The sequence below is a fragment of the Stenotrophomonas sp. ATCM1_4 genome (assembly GCF_004348115.1).
GTDB classification, from domain to species: Bacteria; Pseudomonadota; Gammaproteobacteria; order Xanthomonadales; family Xanthomonadaceae; genus Stenotrophomonas; species Stenotrophomonas capsici.
In genome coordinates, this window is sequence record NZ_QPFB01000001.1 from 1228512 (window position 1) to 1246060 (window position 17549).

Consider the following 17549-nt stretch of genomic DNA (forward strand, 5'->3'; position numbering starts at 1 on the left):
GCTGGGAGGTTGCATCTGCCGACAAGGGGCAGGTGGCGCCGAGCCATGCCCGGCGGAAATACCCGGTGAACGCTTCAGCGCAGCGTGGCTGCGCGCGACCGGGCGGGGCGGCTCAGGCCAGCCCGTATTCCTTGAGCTTCTTGCGCAGGGTGGCGCGGTGGATGCCCAGCAGCGCGGCGGCGCGGCTCTGGTTGCCTTCGCAATGGTTGAGAACTTCCACGAACAACGGGATTTCCATCTCGCGCAGGACGATTTCATACACGTCATCGGCGTCACAGCCGTCCAGATCGCGCAGGTAGCGGCGGACGGACTGGGCGACGTGTTCACGAAGCGGCGGCTTTGCAGCGCCACGACTGATGTCAGGACGTGTGGGGGCAGCGTTCAAGGGAGTTCCCGCAAATTCGACGGAGTCGGGCGCGCTTGGCCCGGCGTGGGGGGAGGAGTCTAGCGCGTGGGCCGGCAGCCCGCCACGCCGTTGTTCCTCCAGTTACTGGAATTCGAAGCTGAAGGCGACCGTCGCGGCGGCCGGTTCGCGCAGCCGGAAGGACACCTGCGCGCTTTGTCCGGGCGCCAACCGGCCCTGCGCATCGGCAGCCGGGCCCAGGTACTCCGCCGGTTGCAGCGTGCGCCGGCCGATCACCCGGCCATCGGCGTCGGACAGCGACAGCCGCAGCGCTGGCCATGCCTGCTCCCAACGCGCTTCATTGCGGAAACTGGCCTGCACCTGCAGGACGCCCGGCTGGCCCGGCACCGGGCGGATCTCGCGGCTGAGCATGCTGTAGGCACTGGGCTCATGCCATGCCGGCAGGGTGCAGCGCAGCACCGTGCACAGGGCGCTGACCAGGGGCCGGGTGCCGGCATCGGCGGCAAGCCGGGCGCGGTCGGCGACCAGCACCTGCACCAGCAGCAACAGCCCCAGCGCGGCGACCACGCCCCATTGCCAGCGCGGCGTCGCACGCGGCGGTGCGCCGGCCTGGCGCTCGGTGCGCATGAAACTGGGAGCGGTCACCGCAGGGGCCGGTGGGGCCGGTTCCTCGTTCAGCGTGTTGCTGTTGGCCTGCTGCGATGGAATGAGGTCATCGGCAACGGTGATGTCGCCGCCCTCGTGCAGCGCCTGCACGGCCTCCTGATCCGATGCGACGGGCGCAACGGGCTCCGCCGGGAGCGGTGCCGTGGCCGGTGCCTGGCCCTGCAGGAAGGTGGCCAGTGACGGTTGCGATGGCGTGGGTTTGTCGCTCATGTCAGGCGGTGACGGGGCAATGCGCCCATTCAAGCACGGCGCACGCCGGTGATGCGCATCCAGTCGCCGTCCTGCACCGCCTCAAGCTGGTCGAACCAGGCCGCGTAGCGTTCCAGCAGTTCGCCCTCCTGGCCATGCAGGATGCCGGACAGGGCGATCCGCCCGCCGGTGGCCACGCGCGTGGCCAGCAGTTCGGCCAGGGCGTCCAGCGCCGAGGCCAGGATGTTGGCCACCACCACCGGATAGGTGGCGACCGGTTCGTCCTCAGGCAGGTAGGCGGCGATATGCACGCCGTTGCGCTCGCCGTTGTCGGCGGTGGCGATCAGCGCCTGCGGGTCGTTGTCCACGCCCACCGCCGCACCCGCGCCGAGCTTGAGCGCGGCCAGGGCCAGGATGCCGGAGCCACAGCCGAAGTCGAGCACGGTGCGGCCTTCCAGTTCGCCTTCGGCCGAGAGCTGGTCGAGCCAGCGCAGGCACAGGGCGGTGGTCGGATGGGTGCCGGAGCCGAAGGCCAGGCCCGGGTCCAGCCGCACCACGGCGGCGTCGGCGGCCTGTGCCGCTTCCGGCAGGTCATGGTTCCACGGCACGATCCAGGTGCGCTGGCCGAACGACATCGGCTGGAACTGGTCCAGCCAGGCGCGTTCCCAGTCCTCGTCCTCGACCGCGCGGAAGCTGGCGCTGCTCCAGTCCAGGCCCGGGTCGAATGCCTCCAGCGCGGCCAGCAGGGCCAGGCCGTTGGTATCGGCCGGGAACAGCGCGGTCAGCACCAGGTCGTTCCACAGCGGGGTCTCGCCCACGCCCGGCTCCAGGATCGCGCGCTCGTTGCTGGTGTCGGCATCGGCGTCGAGCATGGTCACCGCCAGCGCACCCACGTCGTCGAGTGCATTCTCGTAACGGGGCTGGGTGGTTTCGGTGCAGCGCAGGGTGAGTTCGAGGAAGGGCATGGCGGGGGACGGCAGCGGCAGGACAGGGCACGCATCCTAGACGAGGCGGGCCCGGATTGCGCGCGGCCGGGGCTGTTGACATCCACACGCCAGTCCATTGCTACACTTGCGCCTTGCACTCGGCCGTCCTGTCCCTGCCTCCGGATGTTCTCCCTGCTTGCCAAAAAGCCCTGGTACCTGCTGGCGCTGCCCGTTGCGGTGCTGCTGGGCGTGCTTGGCTATCGCGGTGGCATCGGGCTGCATGCCGGCGGCGGTGGCAACGCTGAATTGGCGGCCGTCGGTGCCGGTGCGGAGGTGAGCACCGCCAACGGCTTCAGCAGCGGCCCGGCGCAGCCGGAAGTGGCCGCATCCACCGCGATCGGCCCCGGCCTGCCGGTGGACCTGCGTGCGGTGTTCGAGCGCGGGCGCGACCTGTACGCATTTGCCCGCGAGCTGCGTGCCGCCGCCGATGCCGGCGATGCGGAGGCGGCATGGATGGTCAGCCGCATTCATGATTACTGCGGTGTCTATGCGATGGACCCGCGCGGGTATGCGCTGGACAGCAGCACGCTGGCCAGCATGGGCCTGAGCGACGTGCCCGGCCTGAACGCCGCGCGTGAGCGCGTCAGCGTGGGCTGCGTGGGCTTCACCACCGCCGATGCGATCGGCCGTGGCGTGATCCTGCAGGAGCGCCAGCAGGCCGCCGCGGCCGGCAACCTGGCCGCCGAGGCCGCGCTGCTGGCGATGGGGGAGCCGCTCAAGCGTGATGCGGACTACCGCCGTGGCCTGGTCGAGCGCGTGCTGAACTCGCAGGATCCGGAAGCCTTCCTGGCGGTGTCCTCTGCAATGGGTGTCACAGCCGCCGGCGATGATGCCTACCGCGGGATGGTGGCGGGCGACCAGTTTTCCCAGCTGGCCTGGCAGGTTGCGGCCTGCCGGTTGGGGTTGGCCTGCGGGCCGAACAGCATGTTGATGACAAGCTATTGCGCCAACGGCGGGATCTGCTCCAAGGATCCAGGCCAGGATTTCGAATCGTTCGTGTATGACGCCGCCGTGCCACGGCAGAGCGAGGGAAGAATGAACCAGCTGGTAGACAGCCTGCGCGGTGCGCGGGGAGGTAAGTGATGAATTATCGTCAGTTCGTCCATGGAGCCAAGTTCTGGGTCTGGGTGGTGTTGTTCGTCGCCTACTCCGCCGGTGCGGTGGGAGTGGTGCTGATCGATACCTACGAGGACCGTTACCGTGCGATGAGCAAGGTCAAGCTCACCACCGTGAAATCGGACCTCGACACCCGCCGCGCCGGTGCCAGCCAGGCCGCGGCCATCTACCGCGCGCAGAGTGGCGCGCCGTTCTCCACGCTGCAGCCGGGCAGCAGCTTCCAGATCGTGTGGCCGGACGGCTCGGTGGAGACGGTGACGGTGATGGATCCGTCCTCGCCACTGGGGACCGAGCCGGTCACCGGCAGCGCGATCGACGCCCGGTAAGCGGGCGCGAGGCAGGCAACGCGGAAGGGCGGGTTTCCCGCCCTTTTGTTTGCCCGCAAGTATTCCCGCGCGCGGCCGATATCGGGGCGTGCGAATGAGTGTGTTGAAAGACCCGTGATGATGATTGCCCGTTACGACCACACCCTGGTCGGCTTTTCGATAGTGGTCGCCGTGCTGGCGTCATACACCGCGTTGGACATGGCCGGGCGGCTGGCCACGGCGCAGGGCAGGGTCGCGCGCTGGTGGTTGCTGGGCGGCGCGGTGGCGATGGGGTTGGGCATCTGGTCGATGCATTTCATCGGCATGTTGGCCTTCGACCTGCCGATCCCCCTGGGCTACGACCTGGCGCTGACGCTGTGGTCGCTGGCGGTATCGGTGGGCGCGTCGGCTTATGCGCTGTGGCTGGTGTCGCGCCCCAGCCTGCAGGGCCTGCGGCTGCTGGCCGGTGCGGTGCTGATGGGGCTGGCGATCGCGGCCATGCACTACCTGGGCATGAGCGCGCTGCGCATGCAGCCGGGCATCGACTACCACCCGGGCTGGTTCCTCGCCTCGATCATGGTCGCCATCGGCGCGGCGGGCGCGGCATTGTGGATCGCCTTCCGGCTGCGCAACGAGCGCCGCAATACGCTGTACATGCGCGCGATGGCGTCGCTGCTGATGGGGTTCGCCATCGTCGGCATGCACTACACCGGCATGGCCGCCGCGCGCTTCCCGGAGGGCAGCATCTGTGGCGCGGTGAGCGCCGGCGGCATCGACACGCGCTGGCTGGCGGTGCTGGTGATCGTCACCACGGTGGCCACGCTGGGCATCGCCACGGTGGCCTCGTTGTTCGACCGTCGCATGCGCGAGCGCACCGGCGTGCTGGCCGACTCGCTGGCCGACGCCAACCAGAAGCTGGTGCAGGCGGCGCTGCATGACCCGTTGACCCAGCTGCCCAACCGCATGCTGCTGCAGGACCGCATGGGCCAAGCGATCAAGCGCGCCCAGCAGGAGGGACGCATGGTCGCGGTGATCTTCTGTGACCTGGACGGCTTCAAGACGGTCAACGATGCCTATGGCCACCATCTCGGTGATCGCCTGCTGGTGGCGGTGGCACGCCGCATCGGCGCGCTGCTCGGGCCACAGGACACCTTCGCGCGGCTGGGTGGCGACGAGTTCGTGATGGCGCTGGGCGTCGGAGGCCCGGACGACGCGCTGCTGGTGGCCGAGCGCATCGTCGCGGCGGCGGCGCAGCCGTTCCTGATCGACGCGGCGGAGCTGCAGGTCAGTGCCAGCCTCGGCATCGCGTTGTACCCCAGCGACGCGCGCAACGAGCGCGAACTGATGGCCCATGCCGACGTGGCCATGTACCACACCAAGCGGCTGGGCCGGAACGGCTACACCTTCTTCACCCCGGCCATGCAGGTCAACGCCAATCGCCAGCTGCGCCTGCTGCAGGACCTGCGCAAGGCGGTGGAGAACGACGAGCTGGTGCTGCACTACCAGCCCAAGTTCGATGCCGGTGGCCAGCGGGTGATCGGCGCGGAGGCATTGCTGCGTTGGCAGCACCCGGAGCTGGGCATGCTGGCGCCGGACATGTTCATTCCCATCGCCGAGCGCAGCGGATTGATCCTGCCGATCGGCGACTGGGTGCTGGACCAGGCCTGCCGGCAGCTGCGGCAATGGCATGACGCCGGCAACCGGGAATGGACGATGGCGGTGAACCTGTCGCCGCTGCAGTTCGATTCGCCGGTGCTGGTGGAGACGGTGCGACGGATCATCCAGGTGCATGGCATCGACCCGACCTGCCTGACCCTGGAGGTCACCGAGACCACGGCGATGAAGGATGTCGAGGCCAGCCTGGACGTGCTCAACCAGTTGACCGCGATGGGGTTGAAGATCGCCATCGACGATTTCGGCACCGGCTATTCCAGCCTGCTCTACCTCAAGCGCATGCCGGCGGCGGAGTTGAAGATCGACCGTGCCTTCGTGCGCGACCTGGAGCGCAACGAGGAGGATGCAGCGATCGTGTCCTCGATCGTGGCACTGGCGCGCGCGCTGAACATCAAGGTGGTGGCCGAGGGCGTGGAGACCGCGGCGCAGCGCGAGTTCCTGCGTTCGCTGGGCTGCGACTCGCTGCAGGGCTACTTCCTGGGGCGGCCGACGGCGGCTGCGGCCTTCATGGGGTTGGCAGCGCCGACGTGACCCATCGGTGATGCCCGCCATCCACTGCGCGTGGTCGCGAACGACGCGCCGCAGGCGGGAAGGGGGCGCAGCGCAATCCCGGCGCACCCGCGGCGCCAGGCAAAAGAAAAGGCGGGTTTCCCCGCCTTTTCCTGTTCCATCAAACCGTCGATCAGGTCAGCGCGATCGACTGGTTCTTGCGCTCGGCCAGGCGCTTTTCCAGGTAGTGGATGTTCTGTCCACCGGCCTGGAAGCCCTTGTCGCGCATGATGCGCTGCTGCAGGGCGACGTTGGTCTTGATGCCGTCCACGACCATCTCGCTCAGCGCCACGCGCATGCGCGCGATGGCGGTGTCGCGGTCCGGGCCATGCACGATCAGCTTGCCGATCATCGAGTCGTAGTTCGGCGGGACCTTGTAGCCGGCGTAGATGTGGGTATCCACGCGCACACCCGGGCCACCCGGCGGGTAGAAGCCGGTGATCAGGCCGGGGCTGGGGATGAAGGTCTCCGCGTCCTCGGCGTTGATGCGGCATTCGATGGCGTGGCCGTGCAGCACCACGTCGCTCTGCTTGATCGTCAGCTTCTGGCCCGAGGCGATGCGCAGCTGCTCGGCGACCAGGTCGATGCCGGTCACCATCTCCGTCACCGGATGCTCCACCTGCACGCGGGTGTTCATCTCGATGAAGTAGAAGCGGCCGTCCTCGAACAGGAACTCGAACGTGCCGGCGCCGCGGTAGCCGATGCGGATGCAGGCTTCCACGCAGACCTTGCCGATCTGCTCGCGCAGTTCGGCGGTGATGCCCGGTGCCGGTGCTTCTTCCACCACCTTCTGGTGACGGCGCTGCATCGAGCAGTCGCGCTCACCCAGGTGGATGGCGTTGCCCTGGCCATCGGCCAGCACCTGGATTTCCACGTGGCGCGGATTCTCCAGGTACTTCTCCATGTAGACCTCGCCGTTGCCGAAGGCTGCCTTGGCTTCGGACTTGGTGGTCTCGATGGAGGCCTTCAGCGCGCCCTCGGCATGCACCACGCGCATGCCGCGGCCGCCGCCGCCACCGGACGCCTTGATGATGACCGGGTAGCCGATCTCGCGGGCGATCTTGGTGTTGGCGACGATGTCATCCCCCAGCGGGCCGCCCGAGCCGGGCACGCACGGCACGCCGGCGGCCTTCATCGCGCGGATGGCTTCGACCTTGTCACCCATCAGGCGGATGGTTTCCGCACGCGGGCCGATGAAGATGAAGCCGGACTGCTCCACGCGCTCGGCGAAGTCGGCGTTCTCGGACAGGAAGCCGTAGCCAGGGTGGATGGCCTGGGCGTCGGTGACTTCAGCGGCGGCGATCAGTGCCGGGATGTTGAGGTAGCTTTCCGACGACGGTGCCGGGCCGATGCAGACCGACTCGTCGGCCATGGCCACGTGCTTGAGGTTGCGGTCGACGGTGGAGTGCACCGCGACCGTGCGGATGCCCAGGGTGTGGCACGCGCGCAGGATGCGCAGCGCGATTTCCCCTCGGTTGGCGATTACGACCTTGTCGAGCATGGCCGGCGCCTCAGGCGATCACGAACAGCGGCTGGTCGAATTCCACCGGGCTGCCGTTCTCGCCGAGGATGGCCACCACGGTGCCGGACACTTCGGCCTCGATCGGGTTGAACATCTTCATCGCCTCGATGATGGCCAGGGTTTCACCGGCCTTGATGGTCTGGCCGACGCTGACGAAGGCCGGCTTGTCCGGCGCGGACGAGGCATAGAAGGTGCCGACCATCGGCGCGCGCTGCACGTGGCCTTCCGGCAGGGCGTTGCCCGGCTTGGCGGTGCCACCGGTGGAGGCCTCGGTCGGGCCGCTCATCGGCATGGCCGCCGGCGCAGCGGCCGGGGCGGGCGCGTAGACCGGGGCGGCGACCGGGGCGGCGTAGCCGCCGACCGGGGTGCGCGACAGGCGCACGGATTCCTCGCCCTCCTTGATCTCGATCTCGGCCAGGTTCGACTCTTCCAGCAGGTCGATGAGCTTCTTGATTTTGCGCAGATCCATGAGGGCCTCTTTCGTTCTGTTGTAGCGGTAAGGTGGGGGCGCGGTGCGCCGGGTCAAAGTTCGTAGAAGTCGCGCAGTTGCCGGGTGCGGTCCTGCGCGTGGATGGTCAGGCAATGCGACCGCGCACCATTGCGCGAGGTTCCATCGGCATTGAAGGCGTAGACCGCGGCGCAGTCCTGGTCACGCAGGGTGATCCAGGCGCGTTGCGCGGCCACCAGCTGTTGCTCGGCGCTGTCGCAATGGCTGCAGCTGCCGTCGGTGGCCTGCTGCCGCAACTGCTGGCGCACCTGGCGGTAGACGGCATTGAGTGCCTCGTCGGCGTCCTCGGCGCGGTCGGCCGCGCACAGGTCGCTTTCCATCGTGCTGACGGCGGTCGTGCAGTCGATGCCCTCGGCGGCACGGTCACGGGCCTGGCGCGCATGCGCCGGCGCCAGCAGCACGCTGCCCAGGGCCAGGGCCAGGCCGACCAGCAGGTGCGGCAGCGCTTTCACGCGGCAGCCGCCAGCCGCTGCAGGGCGGCGTCCATCGCATAGCGGTAGCTGTCGGCGCCAAAGCCGCAGATCACGCCCACCGCCTTGTCGCTCAGGTAGCTGTGCTGCCGGAACGGCTCGCGGCTGTGCGGGTTGGACAGGTGGATCTCGATGAAGGGAATGGCCACGGCAGCCAGCGCGTCGCGCAGGGCCACCGAGGTATGCGTGAAAGCAGCCGGATTGATCAGGATGAAAGCGGTTCCATCGGTACGCGCGGCCTGCACCCGGTCCACCAGCACGTGTTCGGCGTTGGACTGCAGGTGGTCGGTGGCATGGCCGGCGGCCTGTGCCTGCGCGGCCAGCGCCGCATCGATCTGGGCCAGTGTGGTGTGGCCGTAGACCTCGGGCTCGCGAGTGCCCAGCAGGTTCAGGTTGGGGCCGTGGAGAACCAGCAGTTTTGCCATGGACCGAGGGAAGGCGGGAAAGGGCGGCAGTGTGATCGAAGCCGGCAATGCTGTCCAGTTCGGCGAAATTAGCCGTGTTTAAAGCAATCGTTTGAATCCTAATGCGGCTGGACCCATGCGGCATGGTGGGCCATTTCCGTCATGCCCGCAGCGGTTTGGTGGGAAGAGTCGCAGTGCAGGGCCTACTGCCCACGAACAGCCGCCCGGCGCAATGGGCAACGGTTGGCAGCGTGATGGGCGACGTTCGCGGATATCGCACCGCGTAGCTGCACGGCCAGGCGCGCGCGGCCATCTCCCTTCTCCCGAAAAGTGGGAGAAGGTGCCCCGAAGGGGCGGATGAGGGCGGCTTTCCCTGCCGCCGGACACTGCAAGTGAACTCACGAATCCCCCGGATCGCGGTCCAGCGGATGCCCCCCATCCAGTTCGCTTCCGTTAATAGACGACCGGTCTATTTGAAATACGATGCGCCCCATGAACTTGTCCCCCAAAGCCCAAGCCACCCGCCAGCACATCCTCGATACCGGCTACCGACTGGTATTGCAGAAGGGATTTGCCGCGCTCGGCCTTCAGGAAATCCTCAAGGCCTGCGCGGTGCCGAAGGGCTCGTTCTATCACTACTTCCCGTCCAAGGAAGCGTTCGGCTGCGAACTGCTGCAACAGTACGTCGACGGCTACGGGCGCAAGCTGGAGCAGTTGCTGGCCGATGGCGGCACCGGCCGCGAATGCCTGATGCGCTACTGGGAGGCATGGATGCGTGACCCGGCCGACCCGGCGCAGGGCTGGGCCGAGGAGTGCCTGGTGGTGAAGCTCGCCGCCGAGGTCGCGGACCTTTCCGAGGACATGCGCCGGGTGTTGGATGACGGCGTGCAGCGGCTGTTGCAGCGGATCGCCGTGCTGGTCGAGGAAGGCCGCGCCGATGGCTCGCTGCCGGCCGGCAAGCCCGCCCTGGATGTGGCGCGGGTGCTCTACCAGATGTGGCTGGGCGCAGCCCTGCTGTCCAAGCTGAGCCAGGACCACCTGCCCCTGCAGCAGGCGCGCGAGGCCACCGAACACCTGCTGACCTGCGGCCATCGCGCCGCGTGATTCCCCCACCGCCCCAACGATTGAAGGCACTGACATGAACGTCCTGTTCGTACTGACCTCGCACGACCAGCTCGGCGACACCGGGCACAAGACCGGCTTCTGGCTGGAGGAATTCGCCGCGCCGTACTACGTGTTCAAGGATGCCGGCGCCACCCTCACCCTGGCCTCGCCGGCCGGTGGCCAGCCGCCGCTGGACCCGCGCAGCGACGAGCCCGACGCACAGACGCCGGCCACCCGGCGCTTCAACGGCGACGATGCGGCGCGCCAGCACCTGGCCACCACGCTGCCGCTGGGGCAGGTCGATGCCAGCCAGTTCGATGCGGTGTTCTACCCCGGCGGTCACGGTCCACTGTGGGACCTGGCCCGCGATGCCGATTCGATCGCGCTGATTGAAACCTTCGACCGTGCCAACAAACCGCTGGGGTTGGTCTGCCACGCGCCGGCGGCGCTGGTCGCGGCGAAGAAGGCCGACGGCAGTCCGCTGGTGGCTGGCCGCAAGGTCACCGGCTTCTCCAACAGTGAGGAGGACGCGGTCGGCCTGAGCGCAGTGGTGCCGTTCCTGATCGAGGACGCGTTCACCCGCCTGGGAGGTGACTACGTCAAGGGGCCGGACTGGCAGTCCTTCGTTGTGACCGACGGTCGGCTGGTCACCGGGCAGAACCCGGCCAGCTCCGAAGCCGTGGCCCAGGCGCTGCTCGCGCAGCTCGGTTGAGCGGGCCCGTCACTTTCCCCTGGTTCCTGGCTGCGCGGCTTGCGCGGGCCACCTCACATACAAGGAATTCCGCCATGAAGATCTTCTACAAGACCCGCGCCACCGCGACCGGTGGCCGTGCCGGTCGTACCGCCCTGGACGACGGCAGCCTTGCGCTCGACCTCGCCCTGCCGGGCTCCGGCAAGGCCGGTGCCAATCCCGAGCAGTTGTTCGCGCTCGGCTATGCGGCCTGCTTCGACAACGCGCTGCCGGTGGCGGCCAAGAAGCTGCAGCTGCAACCCACCCACACCGCCACCTCGGTGGAAGTGGGCATCGGCCAGACCGCCGAGGGCGGCTATGCGTTGGACATCGACCTGAGCGTGGCGGTGCAGGGCCTGGACGAGGCCGACGCGCGCCGCCTGGTCGAGGCCGCGCACCAGATCTGCCCGTACTCCAACGCCACCCGCGGCAATGTCGACGTGCGCCTGCACGTGACTGTCGGCTGAGCCCCAGGAGAGAACGTCATGCGCAGTGCGATCCACGCCACGTTTGGTGAACCGTCCCAGGTCCTGGTCCTCGGCGACAGTGCCGTGCCGCAACCCGGCCCGGGCGAAGTACGGATCAGGACGATCCTCGCGCCGATCCACAACCACGACCTGTGGACGGTACGCGGCCAGTACGGCTACAAGCCGGAGTTGCCGGCCATTGGCGGCAGCGAAGCGGTCGGCACCGTCGACGCGCTCGGCGAAGGCGTCGAAGGCTTGGCGATCGGCCAGCGGGTGATGGCGGCCTCGGTGCACGGCACCTGGGCCGAGTACTTCATCGCACCGGCGCGCATGGTCATCCCGGTGCCTGCCGGCATCGCCGATGAAGCCGCCGCGCAGCTGGTCGCGATGCCGTTGAGTGCGCTGATGCTGCTGGAATTCCTGCAGGCCCGCCCGGGCCAATGGATCGTGCAGAACACCGCCAACGGTGCGGTCGGCAAGACCCTGGCGATGCTTGCCGGCGCGCGTGGCGTGCCTGTGCTTGGGCTGGTGCGTCGCGATGCCGGCGTGGATGAACTCAAGGCGCTGGGCATCGACACCGTGCTGTCCACCACACAGCCGGACTGGAAGGCACGCGCCCGCGCGCTGCTCGGCGACACGCTGGCGCATGCAGCGGTGGATTCCATCGGTGGCCAGGCCAGCGCGGACCTGGTATCGCTGCTGGGAGACAACGGCACGCTGGTGTCGTTCGGCACCATGGCCGGTGAGCCGATGCAGATTCCTTCCGGTGACCTGATCTTCAAGCAGGCCACGGTCAAGGGTTTCTGGGGCAGCAAGGTCAGCCGCGAGATGTCGGGCGACAACAAGCGTCGTCTGGTCGGCGAACTGTTGCAGCGTGCGATGAGCGGTGAACTGACATTGCCGGTGCAGGCGACCTATGACCTGGCCGACGTCGCCGAAGCCACGCGCGCAAGCCTGCTGCCAGGCCGCAGGGGCAAGGTGCTGTTGCGGCCGTGAGGCACGACGCGCCGCTGGAGCGACACTGCCCCACGCCGAAGCGCGGGGCAGTGTCGTTGTGCGATGCGGTGCACGCTCAGGGGGCGCCGGACGTGGCCCAGGCCTCGATCTCGCCGGCCTTGAACGGGCCAAGCTTGTGCTTGACGAAACGCCCCTGGGCATCGAGCAGCACACTGTAGGGCAGCAGCCCCTGCGTGTTGCCGAGCTTGACGCTGGCATCGTCGGGGCCGGGCGTGTCGATCACGATCGGGTAGTACACCGGCACATTGCTCAGGAAATCCTGCACCGCTTCCGGGGTGTCCAGGGCGATGCCCACCACCCGTGGGCCGTCGTCGGCATGCGCGGCGGCCAAGCGTGCCAGCTCCGGCATTTCCTCGATGCATGGCGCGCACCAGCTGGCCCAGACATTGATCAGCACCGGGCGGCCCTTGAAGTGCTCCGGGAAACGCACCGGCATGCCATCCAGGTCGGGCAGGGTGAACGCAGTCAGTGCACTGCCGGGGCGGACGTCATAGGTGGGAGCCACGGCTGGCGCGGCCGGGAACGGGGTCTGCATCGGCGGCGGCGGGGCGGGGCGGGTCAGCCAGGCCCCGGCTGCCAGACCGGCCGCAGCGGCGATGCCCGCCACCCACGCTGCCGTGCGGCGCACTTCAGCGTGCCGCGCGCAGCAGCGCGTCTTCGACGATGGACTGGGTCAGCACGGTGGGCAGCACGCGCGGCGGTGCGCCCGGGCCGTACACCACGTACAGCGGCACGCCCACGGCCTTGTGCTGCTCCAGGAAGGCGCTGATCTGCGGATCGACGTTGGTCCAGTCGCCGTGCATGTACACCGCGTCCACGCGCTTGAGCGAATCACGGAACGCATCGCGGTTGAGCACGCCGCGCTCGTTGGCTTTGCAGGTCACGCACCAGTCGGCGGTCATGTTGACGAACACCACGCGGTTGTCGGCGCGCAGGCGGTCGAGCATTTCCGGCGAATAGGCGACCACGCCTTCCTGGGCGGCGGCCGCGGCAGGCGGCGGCAGGCGGGTGACGCCCCACACCGGGATCAGCGACAGCACCGCCAGTACCAGGCCAAGCACCATGCCGGTCCGGCGGCTGTGCCAGCGGCTGCGCTCGAACCACCACAGGCCCAGCGCCAGCGTCGCCGCACCGGCCAGCATCAGCGCCATCGCGTCGATGCCGCGCTGCTTGCCCAGCACCCACAACAGCCAGATGGCGGTCAGGTACATCGGGAACGCCAGCACCTGCTTGAAGGTTTCCATCCATGCGCCCGGCTTGGGCAGGCGACGGGCCAGCGACGGCACGAAGCCGATCAGCAGGAACGGCAGCGCCAGGCCCAGGCCCAGCGCCACGAACACGAGGAAGGCCAGCGGCGCCGGTGCGGTGAACGCGTAGGCCAGCGCCGAGCCCATGAACGGGGCGATGCACGGACTGGCCACCACGCAGGCCAGCACGCCGGTGAAGAAGTCGCCGCTGGGGCCGCTGCGGCGCGCCAGCGACTGGCCGATGCCGCCCAGGTTGGTGCCCAGGGTGAACACACCGGTGAGGCTCAGGCCGACCATGAACATCAGGTAGACCAGGGTGGCGATGAACCAGGGATGCTGCAGCTGGAAGCCCCAACCGGCGGCCTGGCCGGCCGCGCGCAATGCCAGCACCAGGCCACCGACCGCGGCGAAAGCCACCAGCACGCCGGCGGTGTACCACAGGGCATGGCTGCGGGCGTGGGCACGGCTCTCACCGCTCTGCGCCAGGCCCAGCACCTTCAACGACAGCACCGGCAGCACGCACGGCATCAGGTTCAGCACCAGGCCACCGGCCAGTGCCAGCAGCAGGGCCCACAGCAGCGAGCCGTGGTCTTCGGTGGTGCCCGGCGGTTGGCTGCGCTGGCTGTTCTCGGCCGAGGCATCGGGCGCCGGTTCGGTCAGGTTGGGCGCGCCGGGGTCCGGGCGTACCACCAGCGGCTGCGGGGTCGGCGGGCTGGTCGGGTCGATGGCCGGCAGTACCGGCGCGCGATCCTTCTTGCCGCTGGGCAGCGGCGGGATCACCAGGGGCGCGACGGTGGCTTCCTCGCGCGCGGAGATGCGGCCGGCGGGCAGCTGCAGCTTCACCCGGCGGGTCATCGGCGGGTAGCAGATGCCGTCGGTCTGGCAGCCCTGGAAGGTCACCACCAGGGTGGCGGGGCTGGCTTCGGCGCGGTCGCGGCGCAGCGGCAGCGGCACGTCGACCTGGTCGAAGTAGACCACCACGTCGCCGAAATGCTCGTCGCGGTGCGAGGTGCCGTTGGGCCATTGCGGGCGGCCGGTGCGGATGCCCGGTGCGCCTTCCAGGCCCAGCGAGGTGCGGTCGCGGTACAGGTAGTAGCCCGGTGCCGGCGAGAAACGCAGCAGCAGGCGGTTGCCATCATCGACGATGGCCTCGAAGCCGAACGCCTTGTCCGCCGGCAGCGGCAGGTTCTGCGTGGCGGCGGCGCCGGGCAGCTTCAGCCCGCCGCTGTTGTTGGCGGCCAGGGGATTGAACATCGGTGCCGCGGCGGTGGCGGCCGGCGGCTCGCCGCCGGTGCCGGGCAGGCGGACCTCGATGCTGCGCTTCTGCGGCGGGTAGCACACCCCGGCGTCGGCGCAGCCCTGGTAGCGGACCTCCAGCGTGACCGTCTGCGTACCCGCTTCGGCGGTGCCGGGCAACACGGCGCGCAGCTGGCGGTGGTAGGTCTCCACGTCGCCGAAGAACTCGTCGTGCTTCTGCTCGCCCCTGCTGGGGAACTGCAGTGCCTCGGCGGTGAAGCCGGGGCCGGCCTTGATGCTGGTGCGGTGCCGGTAGAGGTAATAGCCGGGGGCGATGTCCCAGCGCAGTTCAATGCGGTCGCGACTCGGCGCGGTGGCCTGCAGGGCGAAGGCCTGGTCCACCGGGAGCAGGTCCTTCTCGCTGACGGCCAGTGCGGGCAGGGCGGTCAGGCAGAGCAGGCAAAGGGCGATAAAACGTCGCAGCAGCATCATCAACTCAGGTTTCCTCCCGGGTCTGTGCCCGGATCCAATCCAGATACGCCGGCAATCCGGCGCTGGCGGAGATCGCCACGATCTCCGGTAGTTCGTAGGGGTGCCGCTCGAGGATGGCGGCTTGCAAGGCCTCCAACCGGTCCGCGCAGGTCTTGATCAACAGCTGGACCTCCTCGGCCTGCTCGATCTGCCCCTGCCAGCCATACACAGACTGCATCGGGGGCAACAAGTTCACGCACGCCGCCAGCCGCCGCGCCACCAGGTGGTGGGCCAAGGCCTGCGCGCTGTCGTGATCGGGGCAGGTGCAGAAGACCAGTCTTACGTCCATCCGCGGGATTGTCGCAGAAGGCGCTGCGGCACTTTCGGATGGAAGTGTTGACATCGTTGTCATCGATTGTATATTGCCCTGCGTCACGATTTCACTCTGCCCTTGGCGTGACTGGCGCTGGTTTGCGACGGTCAGGAGAGTGAAACCGCTGGATGAGGCGCGTTGGCTGATACCTGACGGAGCCGAGTCCGCCTTTGGGGTGGGGCTGCGCGGCTCAGGCATGCGCAGCCAGCGGTCGCGCTAGCACTCATCGATACAGAGCTGGAAGAAAAGAAAAGCGGTCACCGTTCCATCGGTAACTCTCTCTGGCTTCATGGCGCGGCCCGCTTATCCCCCGGGACGCGCCATTTTTTTTGTCACTGCAGGCCCGGTTCGCGGACCTGCAATGGCCTGCGAGCCTGCTCAGTTCAGTTGGCAGCTCGCCGGCTTGGCCGAGGTGAACAGCGACTCGCTCGCCCACTCGGGGTGGTCGATGAACGGGTTGCGGTTGCCCTGGAAGCTGTAGACCACCTCGTTGCGCTCGCGTTCGCGTGCGGTCGGCGGGTCGGCCAGGTGCCACTGCAGCAGCGTCGACAACAGGCCCATGTACGCCGGCGAGCTGGAGGTCAGCACGATCTTGCTGCGGTCGTTGGTCAACTCCAGGTCCGGCTCGCCCTGGCCGGTGACCGGATGCGGGTCGCCTTCGTAGCGGATGGCCATGTACATCACCGCGCGCGCGATGTCGCCCTTGCGGCCGTCCCAGGTCTCGAAGCTGCCGGCGTTGCCGTCGGGGCCGACGAACCAGTTCTTCTGCCCGCGTGCGCTGCCGCCGCCATCACCGTCGTTGGCTTCGGTGGCCAGCGCGGTGCACCCGCTGCTGCAGTTGGCCAGCGGCTTGTTGCCACGGCTGGAATTGAAGTTGGTGTCGCTCAGGTAAAGCATGTGTGCATCGGTGTGTGGCGCGTAGGGCAGGCCCTTGTCACCGGTGGCCGAGGAGAAGCCCAGCGACTTGGGCCAGGTGTGCTCGCGGTTGTAGGTGAGGCCCGAACCGGTGCCGGCGCGCGCCGAGACCTTCGGGTAGCTGCGGTTGCGGTAGATGTCCAGGATGTTGTTGGGGTTGTTGGGATCCTCGTCGGCCACTTCCAGGATGGTCCAGGTGTTGGTGCCGGTGCCACTGTACGGATAGGAGGTGTGGCCCTTGATGGTGGCGTGCAGCGAGCAGCGCAGCTGCGACGGGCTGCTGGTGTTGACCTTGGACCAGTAGCCGGCGGTGGTGGCGCTGGCGACGGTGAAGGACACCGAGGTGTTGCTGGCCGGGGTCATGCCGTCGACGTCGGTGATGCGGCTGGCGGTGACGGTCAGCTGGCAGCTGTCGCCGGCCGGCAGTACGTTCTGCGGTGCCAGCGGGAAGTGCGTGCCGCTGCCCGGGTAGGACAGGGGGATCGCGCCGGCCTGGGTGCATTGCAGGGCGAACGCACCGCTGCTGGCGGTGACGGCTTCGCTGAAATGCACCTGCAGGTCGGTGGCCACCGCGACGTTGCTGGCGCCGTTGGCCGGCAGCGTGCTGGTCACCGACGGACGCATGCCGGTGCCGGTACCGGTGCCGTTGAAGCTCTGGTTGAGGTTGCATTGGCCGAAGGTCTGGGCGGCGGAGGTTTTCCACGCGAAGTCGACGTATGCACTGCCACTGCCGCCCAACTGCAGCGAGGTGCCTTCCGGGGTGCTGTTGGTTTCCGAAACCGGAAGGTTGGTGCTGCTCATGCCGGCCGCGGGGCCGTTGCTGGCGGTCAATGCGCCTTCGTAACTGAGGAACTGCACGACCTGGCCATTGCCATCGACCAGTGCGATGCCATCGTTGCCGCCGTTCTGGATCAGGTTGGTCGAACGCAGGCTGGCGATGGTGACGGCGCTGCCGCAGTTGACCGCACTGCCCGCGGGCAGGTTGCGGGTGCTGTAGGTGACGCCGGCCGAGGGCGAGGCGCCGTTGTAGAGCACCACCTTGTAGGTGGACAGGTCCTCGCCGGCGGTGGCGACGACCTCGATGCCTTCATTCGCATCGCCGTTGCTGTTGTCGTAATGCAGTTCATTGACGAATACCGCGGCGGTGGCCGGACTGCTGGCCAGGGCGGCGAGCAGGGCCACGCCGAGTGGCCCGGTGATCGAACGCTTGGTCATTGTGCTGTGTTCCCGGATTGG

Annotated in this window: 18 protein-coding genes; 7 read left to right on the top strand and 11 right to left on the bottom strand. The window is 68.4% G+C overall.

Going from position 1 to position 17549, the window contains the following annotated elements; genetic code table 11:
* Nucleotides 1-112: 112 nt before the first annotated feature.
* From fis to prmA, 3 genes are all read right to left on the bottom strand, one after another.
* Complete coding sequence (gene fis, locus ATCM_RS05880; protein ID WP_132863360.1) at nucleotides 113-385, bottom strand: DNA-binding transcriptional regulator Fis; 273 nt, start codon at nucleotides 383-385, stop codon at nucleotides 113-115.
* A gap of 102 nt (nucleotides 386-487) precedes the next feature.
* On the bottom strand, nucleotides 488-1240 hold the full coding sequence (locus ATCM_RS05885; protein ID WP_132863362.1) for a DUF3426 domain-containing protein: 753 nt from the start codon (nucleotides 1238-1240) through the stop codon (nucleotides 488-490).
* Nucleotides 1241-1269: 29 nt separating this feature from the next.
* Nucleotides 1270-2184, bottom strand: a complete 915-nt coding sequence (gene prmA / locus ATCM_RS05890) for a 50S ribosomal protein L11 methyltransferase (protein WP_132863364.1) — start codon at nucleotides 2182-2184, stop codon at nucleotides 1270-1272.
* 144 nt (nucleotides 2185-2328) lie between these two features.
* Here prmA and ATCM_RS05895 point away from each other — a divergent pair, with 144 nt between their 5' ends.
* From ATCM_RS05895 to ATCM_RS05905, 3 genes are all read left to right on the top strand, one after another.
* On the top strand, nucleotides 2329-3288 hold the full coding sequence (locus ATCM_RS05895; RefSeq protein WP_132863366.1) for a hypothetical protein: 960 nt from the start codon (nucleotides 2329-2331) through the stop codon (nucleotides 3286-3288).
* Nucleotides 3288-3647, top strand: a complete 360-nt coding sequence (locus ATCM_RS05900) for a hypothetical protein (protein WP_132863368.1) — start codon at nucleotides 3288-3290, stop codon at nucleotides 3645-3647. The genes ATCM_RS05895 and ATCM_RS05900 overlap by 1 nt, the downstream gene beginning before the upstream one ends.
* Nucleotides 3648-3767: 120 nt before the next feature.
* On the top strand, nucleotides 3768-5831 hold the full coding sequence (locus ATCM_RS05905; RefSeq protein WP_207911842.1) for a bifunctional diguanylate cyclase/phosphodiesterase: 2064 nt from the start codon (nucleotides 3768-3770) through the stop codon (nucleotides 5829-5831).
* Nucleotides 5832-5982: 151 nt separating this feature from the next.
* On the opposite strand, the gene accC is transcribed toward ATCM_RS05905, so the two are convergent.
* From accC to aroQ, 4 genes are read right to left on the bottom strand one after another with little or no spacing between them, the layout of a single operon-like run.
* Nucleotides 5983-7350: an acetyl-CoA carboxylase biotin carboxylase subunit gene (gene accC / locus ATCM_RS05910; RefSeq protein ID WP_132863372.1), complete on the bottom strand. Its 1368-nt coding sequence runs from the start codon at nucleotides 7348-7350 to the stop codon at nucleotides 5983-5985.
* A gap of 10 nt (nucleotides 7351-7360) precedes the next feature.
* Entirely contained in the window at nucleotides 7361-7840 is a 480-nt protein-coding gene (gene accB / locus ATCM_RS05915; protein ID WP_132863374.1) for an acetyl-CoA carboxylase biotin carboxyl carrier protein, read from the bottom strand.
* A 53-nt stretch (nucleotides 7841-7893) separates the two neighbouring features.
* Nucleotides 7894-8310 carry a lysozyme inhibitor LprI family protein gene (locus tag ATCM_RS05920; protein ID WP_243694076.1) on the bottom strand — a complete coding sequence of 139 codons (417 nt, stop codon included), beginning with the start codon at nucleotides 8308-8310 and terminating at the stop codon, nucleotides 7894-7896.
* Between the two features lie 17 nt (nucleotides 8311-8327).
* Nucleotides 8328-8774: a type II 3-dehydroquinate dehydratase gene (aroQ, locus tag ATCM_RS05925; RefSeq protein WP_132863376.1), complete on the bottom strand. Its 447-nt coding sequence runs from the start codon at nucleotides 8772-8774 to the stop codon at nucleotides 8328-8330.
* Between the two features lie 471 nt (nucleotides 8775-9245).
* Here aroQ and ATCM_RS05930 point away from each other — a divergent pair, with 471 nt between their 5' ends.
* From ATCM_RS05930 to ATCM_RS05945, 4 genes are all read left to right on the top strand, one after another.
* On the top strand, nucleotides 9246-9857 hold the full coding sequence (locus tag ATCM_RS05930; protein ID WP_132863377.1) for a TetR/AcrR family transcriptional regulator: 612 nt from the start codon (nucleotides 9246-9248) through the stop codon (nucleotides 9855-9857).
* Between the two features lie 34 nt (nucleotides 9858-9891).
* Nucleotides 9892-10569: a type 1 glutamine amidotransferase domain-containing protein gene (locus tag ATCM_RS05935; protein ID WP_132863379.1), complete on the top strand. Its 678-nt coding sequence runs from the start codon at nucleotides 9892-9894 to the stop codon at nucleotides 10567-10569.
* A gap of 74 nt (nucleotides 10570-10643) precedes the next feature.
* A complete protein-coding gene (locus ATCM_RS05940; protein WP_132863380.1) occupies nucleotides 10644-11054 on the top strand; it encodes an organic hydroperoxide resistance protein in 411 nt (136 codons plus the stop codon).
* Nucleotides 11055-11072: 18 nt separating this feature from the next.
* Nucleotides 11073-12050, top strand: coding sequence for a zinc-binding dehydrogenase (locus ATCM_RS05945; RefSeq protein WP_132863381.1), 978 nt, complete (start codon nucleotides 11073-11075; stop codon nucleotides 12048-12050).
* Nucleotides 12051-12126: 76 nt separating this feature from the next.
* Here ATCM_RS05945 and ATCM_RS05950 read toward each other — a convergent pair whose 3' ends face one another.
* The 4 genes from ATCM_RS05950 to ATCM_RS05965 form a co-directional block, all read right to left on the bottom strand.
* A complete protein-coding gene (locus ATCM_RS05950; protein ID WP_132863382.1) occupies nucleotides 12127-12699 on the bottom strand; it encodes a TlpA disulfide reductase family protein in 573 nt (190 codons plus the stop codon).
* Between the two features lies 1 nt (nucleotide 12700).
* A complete protein-coding gene (locus tag ATCM_RS05955) occupies nucleotides 12701-15046 on the bottom strand; it encodes a protein-disulfide reductase DsbD (RefSeq protein ID WP_132863383.1) in 2346 nt (781 codons plus the stop codon).
* A gap of 4 nt (nucleotides 15047-15050) precedes the next feature.
* Complete coding sequence (gene cutA, locus ATCM_RS05960; protein ID WP_132863385.1) at nucleotides 15051-15374, bottom strand: divalent-cation tolerance protein CutA; 324 nt, start codon at nucleotides 15372-15374, stop codon at nucleotides 15051-15053.
* Between the two features lie 402 nt (nucleotides 15375-15776).
* Nucleotides 15777-17528 (bottom strand): endonuclease, encoded by a 1752-nt coding sequence (locus tag ATCM_RS05965; protein ID WP_132863386.1) that lies wholly within the window; start codon nucleotides 17526-17528, stop codon nucleotides 15777-15779.
* Nucleotides 17529-17549: the final 21 nt, after the last annotated feature.

Bases quoted from the DNA above. Each gene is read 5' to 3' on its own strand.
- ATCM_RS05885 (WP_132863362.1), bottom strand. From the start codon at position 1,240: ATGAGCGACAAACCCACGCCATCGCAACCGTCACTGGCCACCTTCCTG.
- prmA (WP_132863364.1), bottom strand. From the start codon at position 2,184: ATGCCCTTCCTCGAACTCACCCTGCGCTGCACCGAAACCACCCAGCCC.
- ATCM_RS05895 (WP_132863366.1), top strand. From the start codon at position 2,329: ATGTTCTCCCTGCTTGCCAAAAAGCCCTGGTACCTGCTGGCGCTGCCC.
- ATCM_RS05900 (WP_132863368.1), top strand. From the start codon at position 3,288: ATGAATTATCGTCAGTTCGTCCATGGAGCCAAGTTCTGGGTCTGGGTG.
- ATCM_RS05905 (WP_207911842.1), top strand. From the start codon at position 3,768: ATGATTGCCCGTTACGACCACACCCTGGTCGGCTTTTCGATAGTGGTC.
- accC (WP_132863372.1), bottom strand. From the start codon at position 7,350: ATGCTCGACAAGGTCGTAATCGCCAACCGAGGGGAAATCGCGCTGCGC.
- accB (WP_132863374.1), bottom strand. From the start codon at position 7,840: ATGGATCTGCGCAAAATCAAGAAGCTCATCGACCTGCTGGAAGAGTCG.
- aroQ (WP_132863376.1), bottom strand. From the start codon at position 8,774: ATGGCAAAACTGCTGGTTCTCCACGGCCCCAACCTGAACCTGCTGGGC.
- ATCM_RS05930 (WP_132863377.1), top strand. From the start codon at position 9,246: ATGAACTTGTCCCCCAAAGCCCAAGCCACCCGCCAGCACATCCTCGAT.
- ATCM_RS05935 (WP_132863379.1), top strand. From the start codon at position 9,892: ATGAACGTCCTGTTCGTACTGACCTCGCACGACCAGCTCGGCGACACC.
- ATCM_RS05940 (WP_132863380.1), top strand. From the start codon at position 10,644: ATGAAGATCTTCTACAAGACCCGCGCCACCGCGACCGGTGGCCGTGCC.
- ATCM_RS05945 (WP_132863381.1), top strand. From the start codon at position 11,073: ATGCGCAGTGCGATCCACGCCACGTTTGGTGAACCGTCCCAGGTCCTG.
- ATCM_RS05955 (WP_132863383.1), bottom strand. From the start codon at position 15,046: ATGATGCTGCTGCGACGTTTTATCGCCCTTTGCCTGCTCTGCCTGACC.
- cutA (WP_132863385.1), bottom strand. From the start codon at position 15,374: ATGGACGTAAGACTGGTCTTCTGCACCTGCCCCGATCACGACAGCGCG.
- ATCM_RS05965 (WP_132863386.1), bottom strand. From the start codon at position 17,528: ATGACCAAGCGTTCGATCACCGGGCCACTCGGCGTGGCCCTGCTCGCC.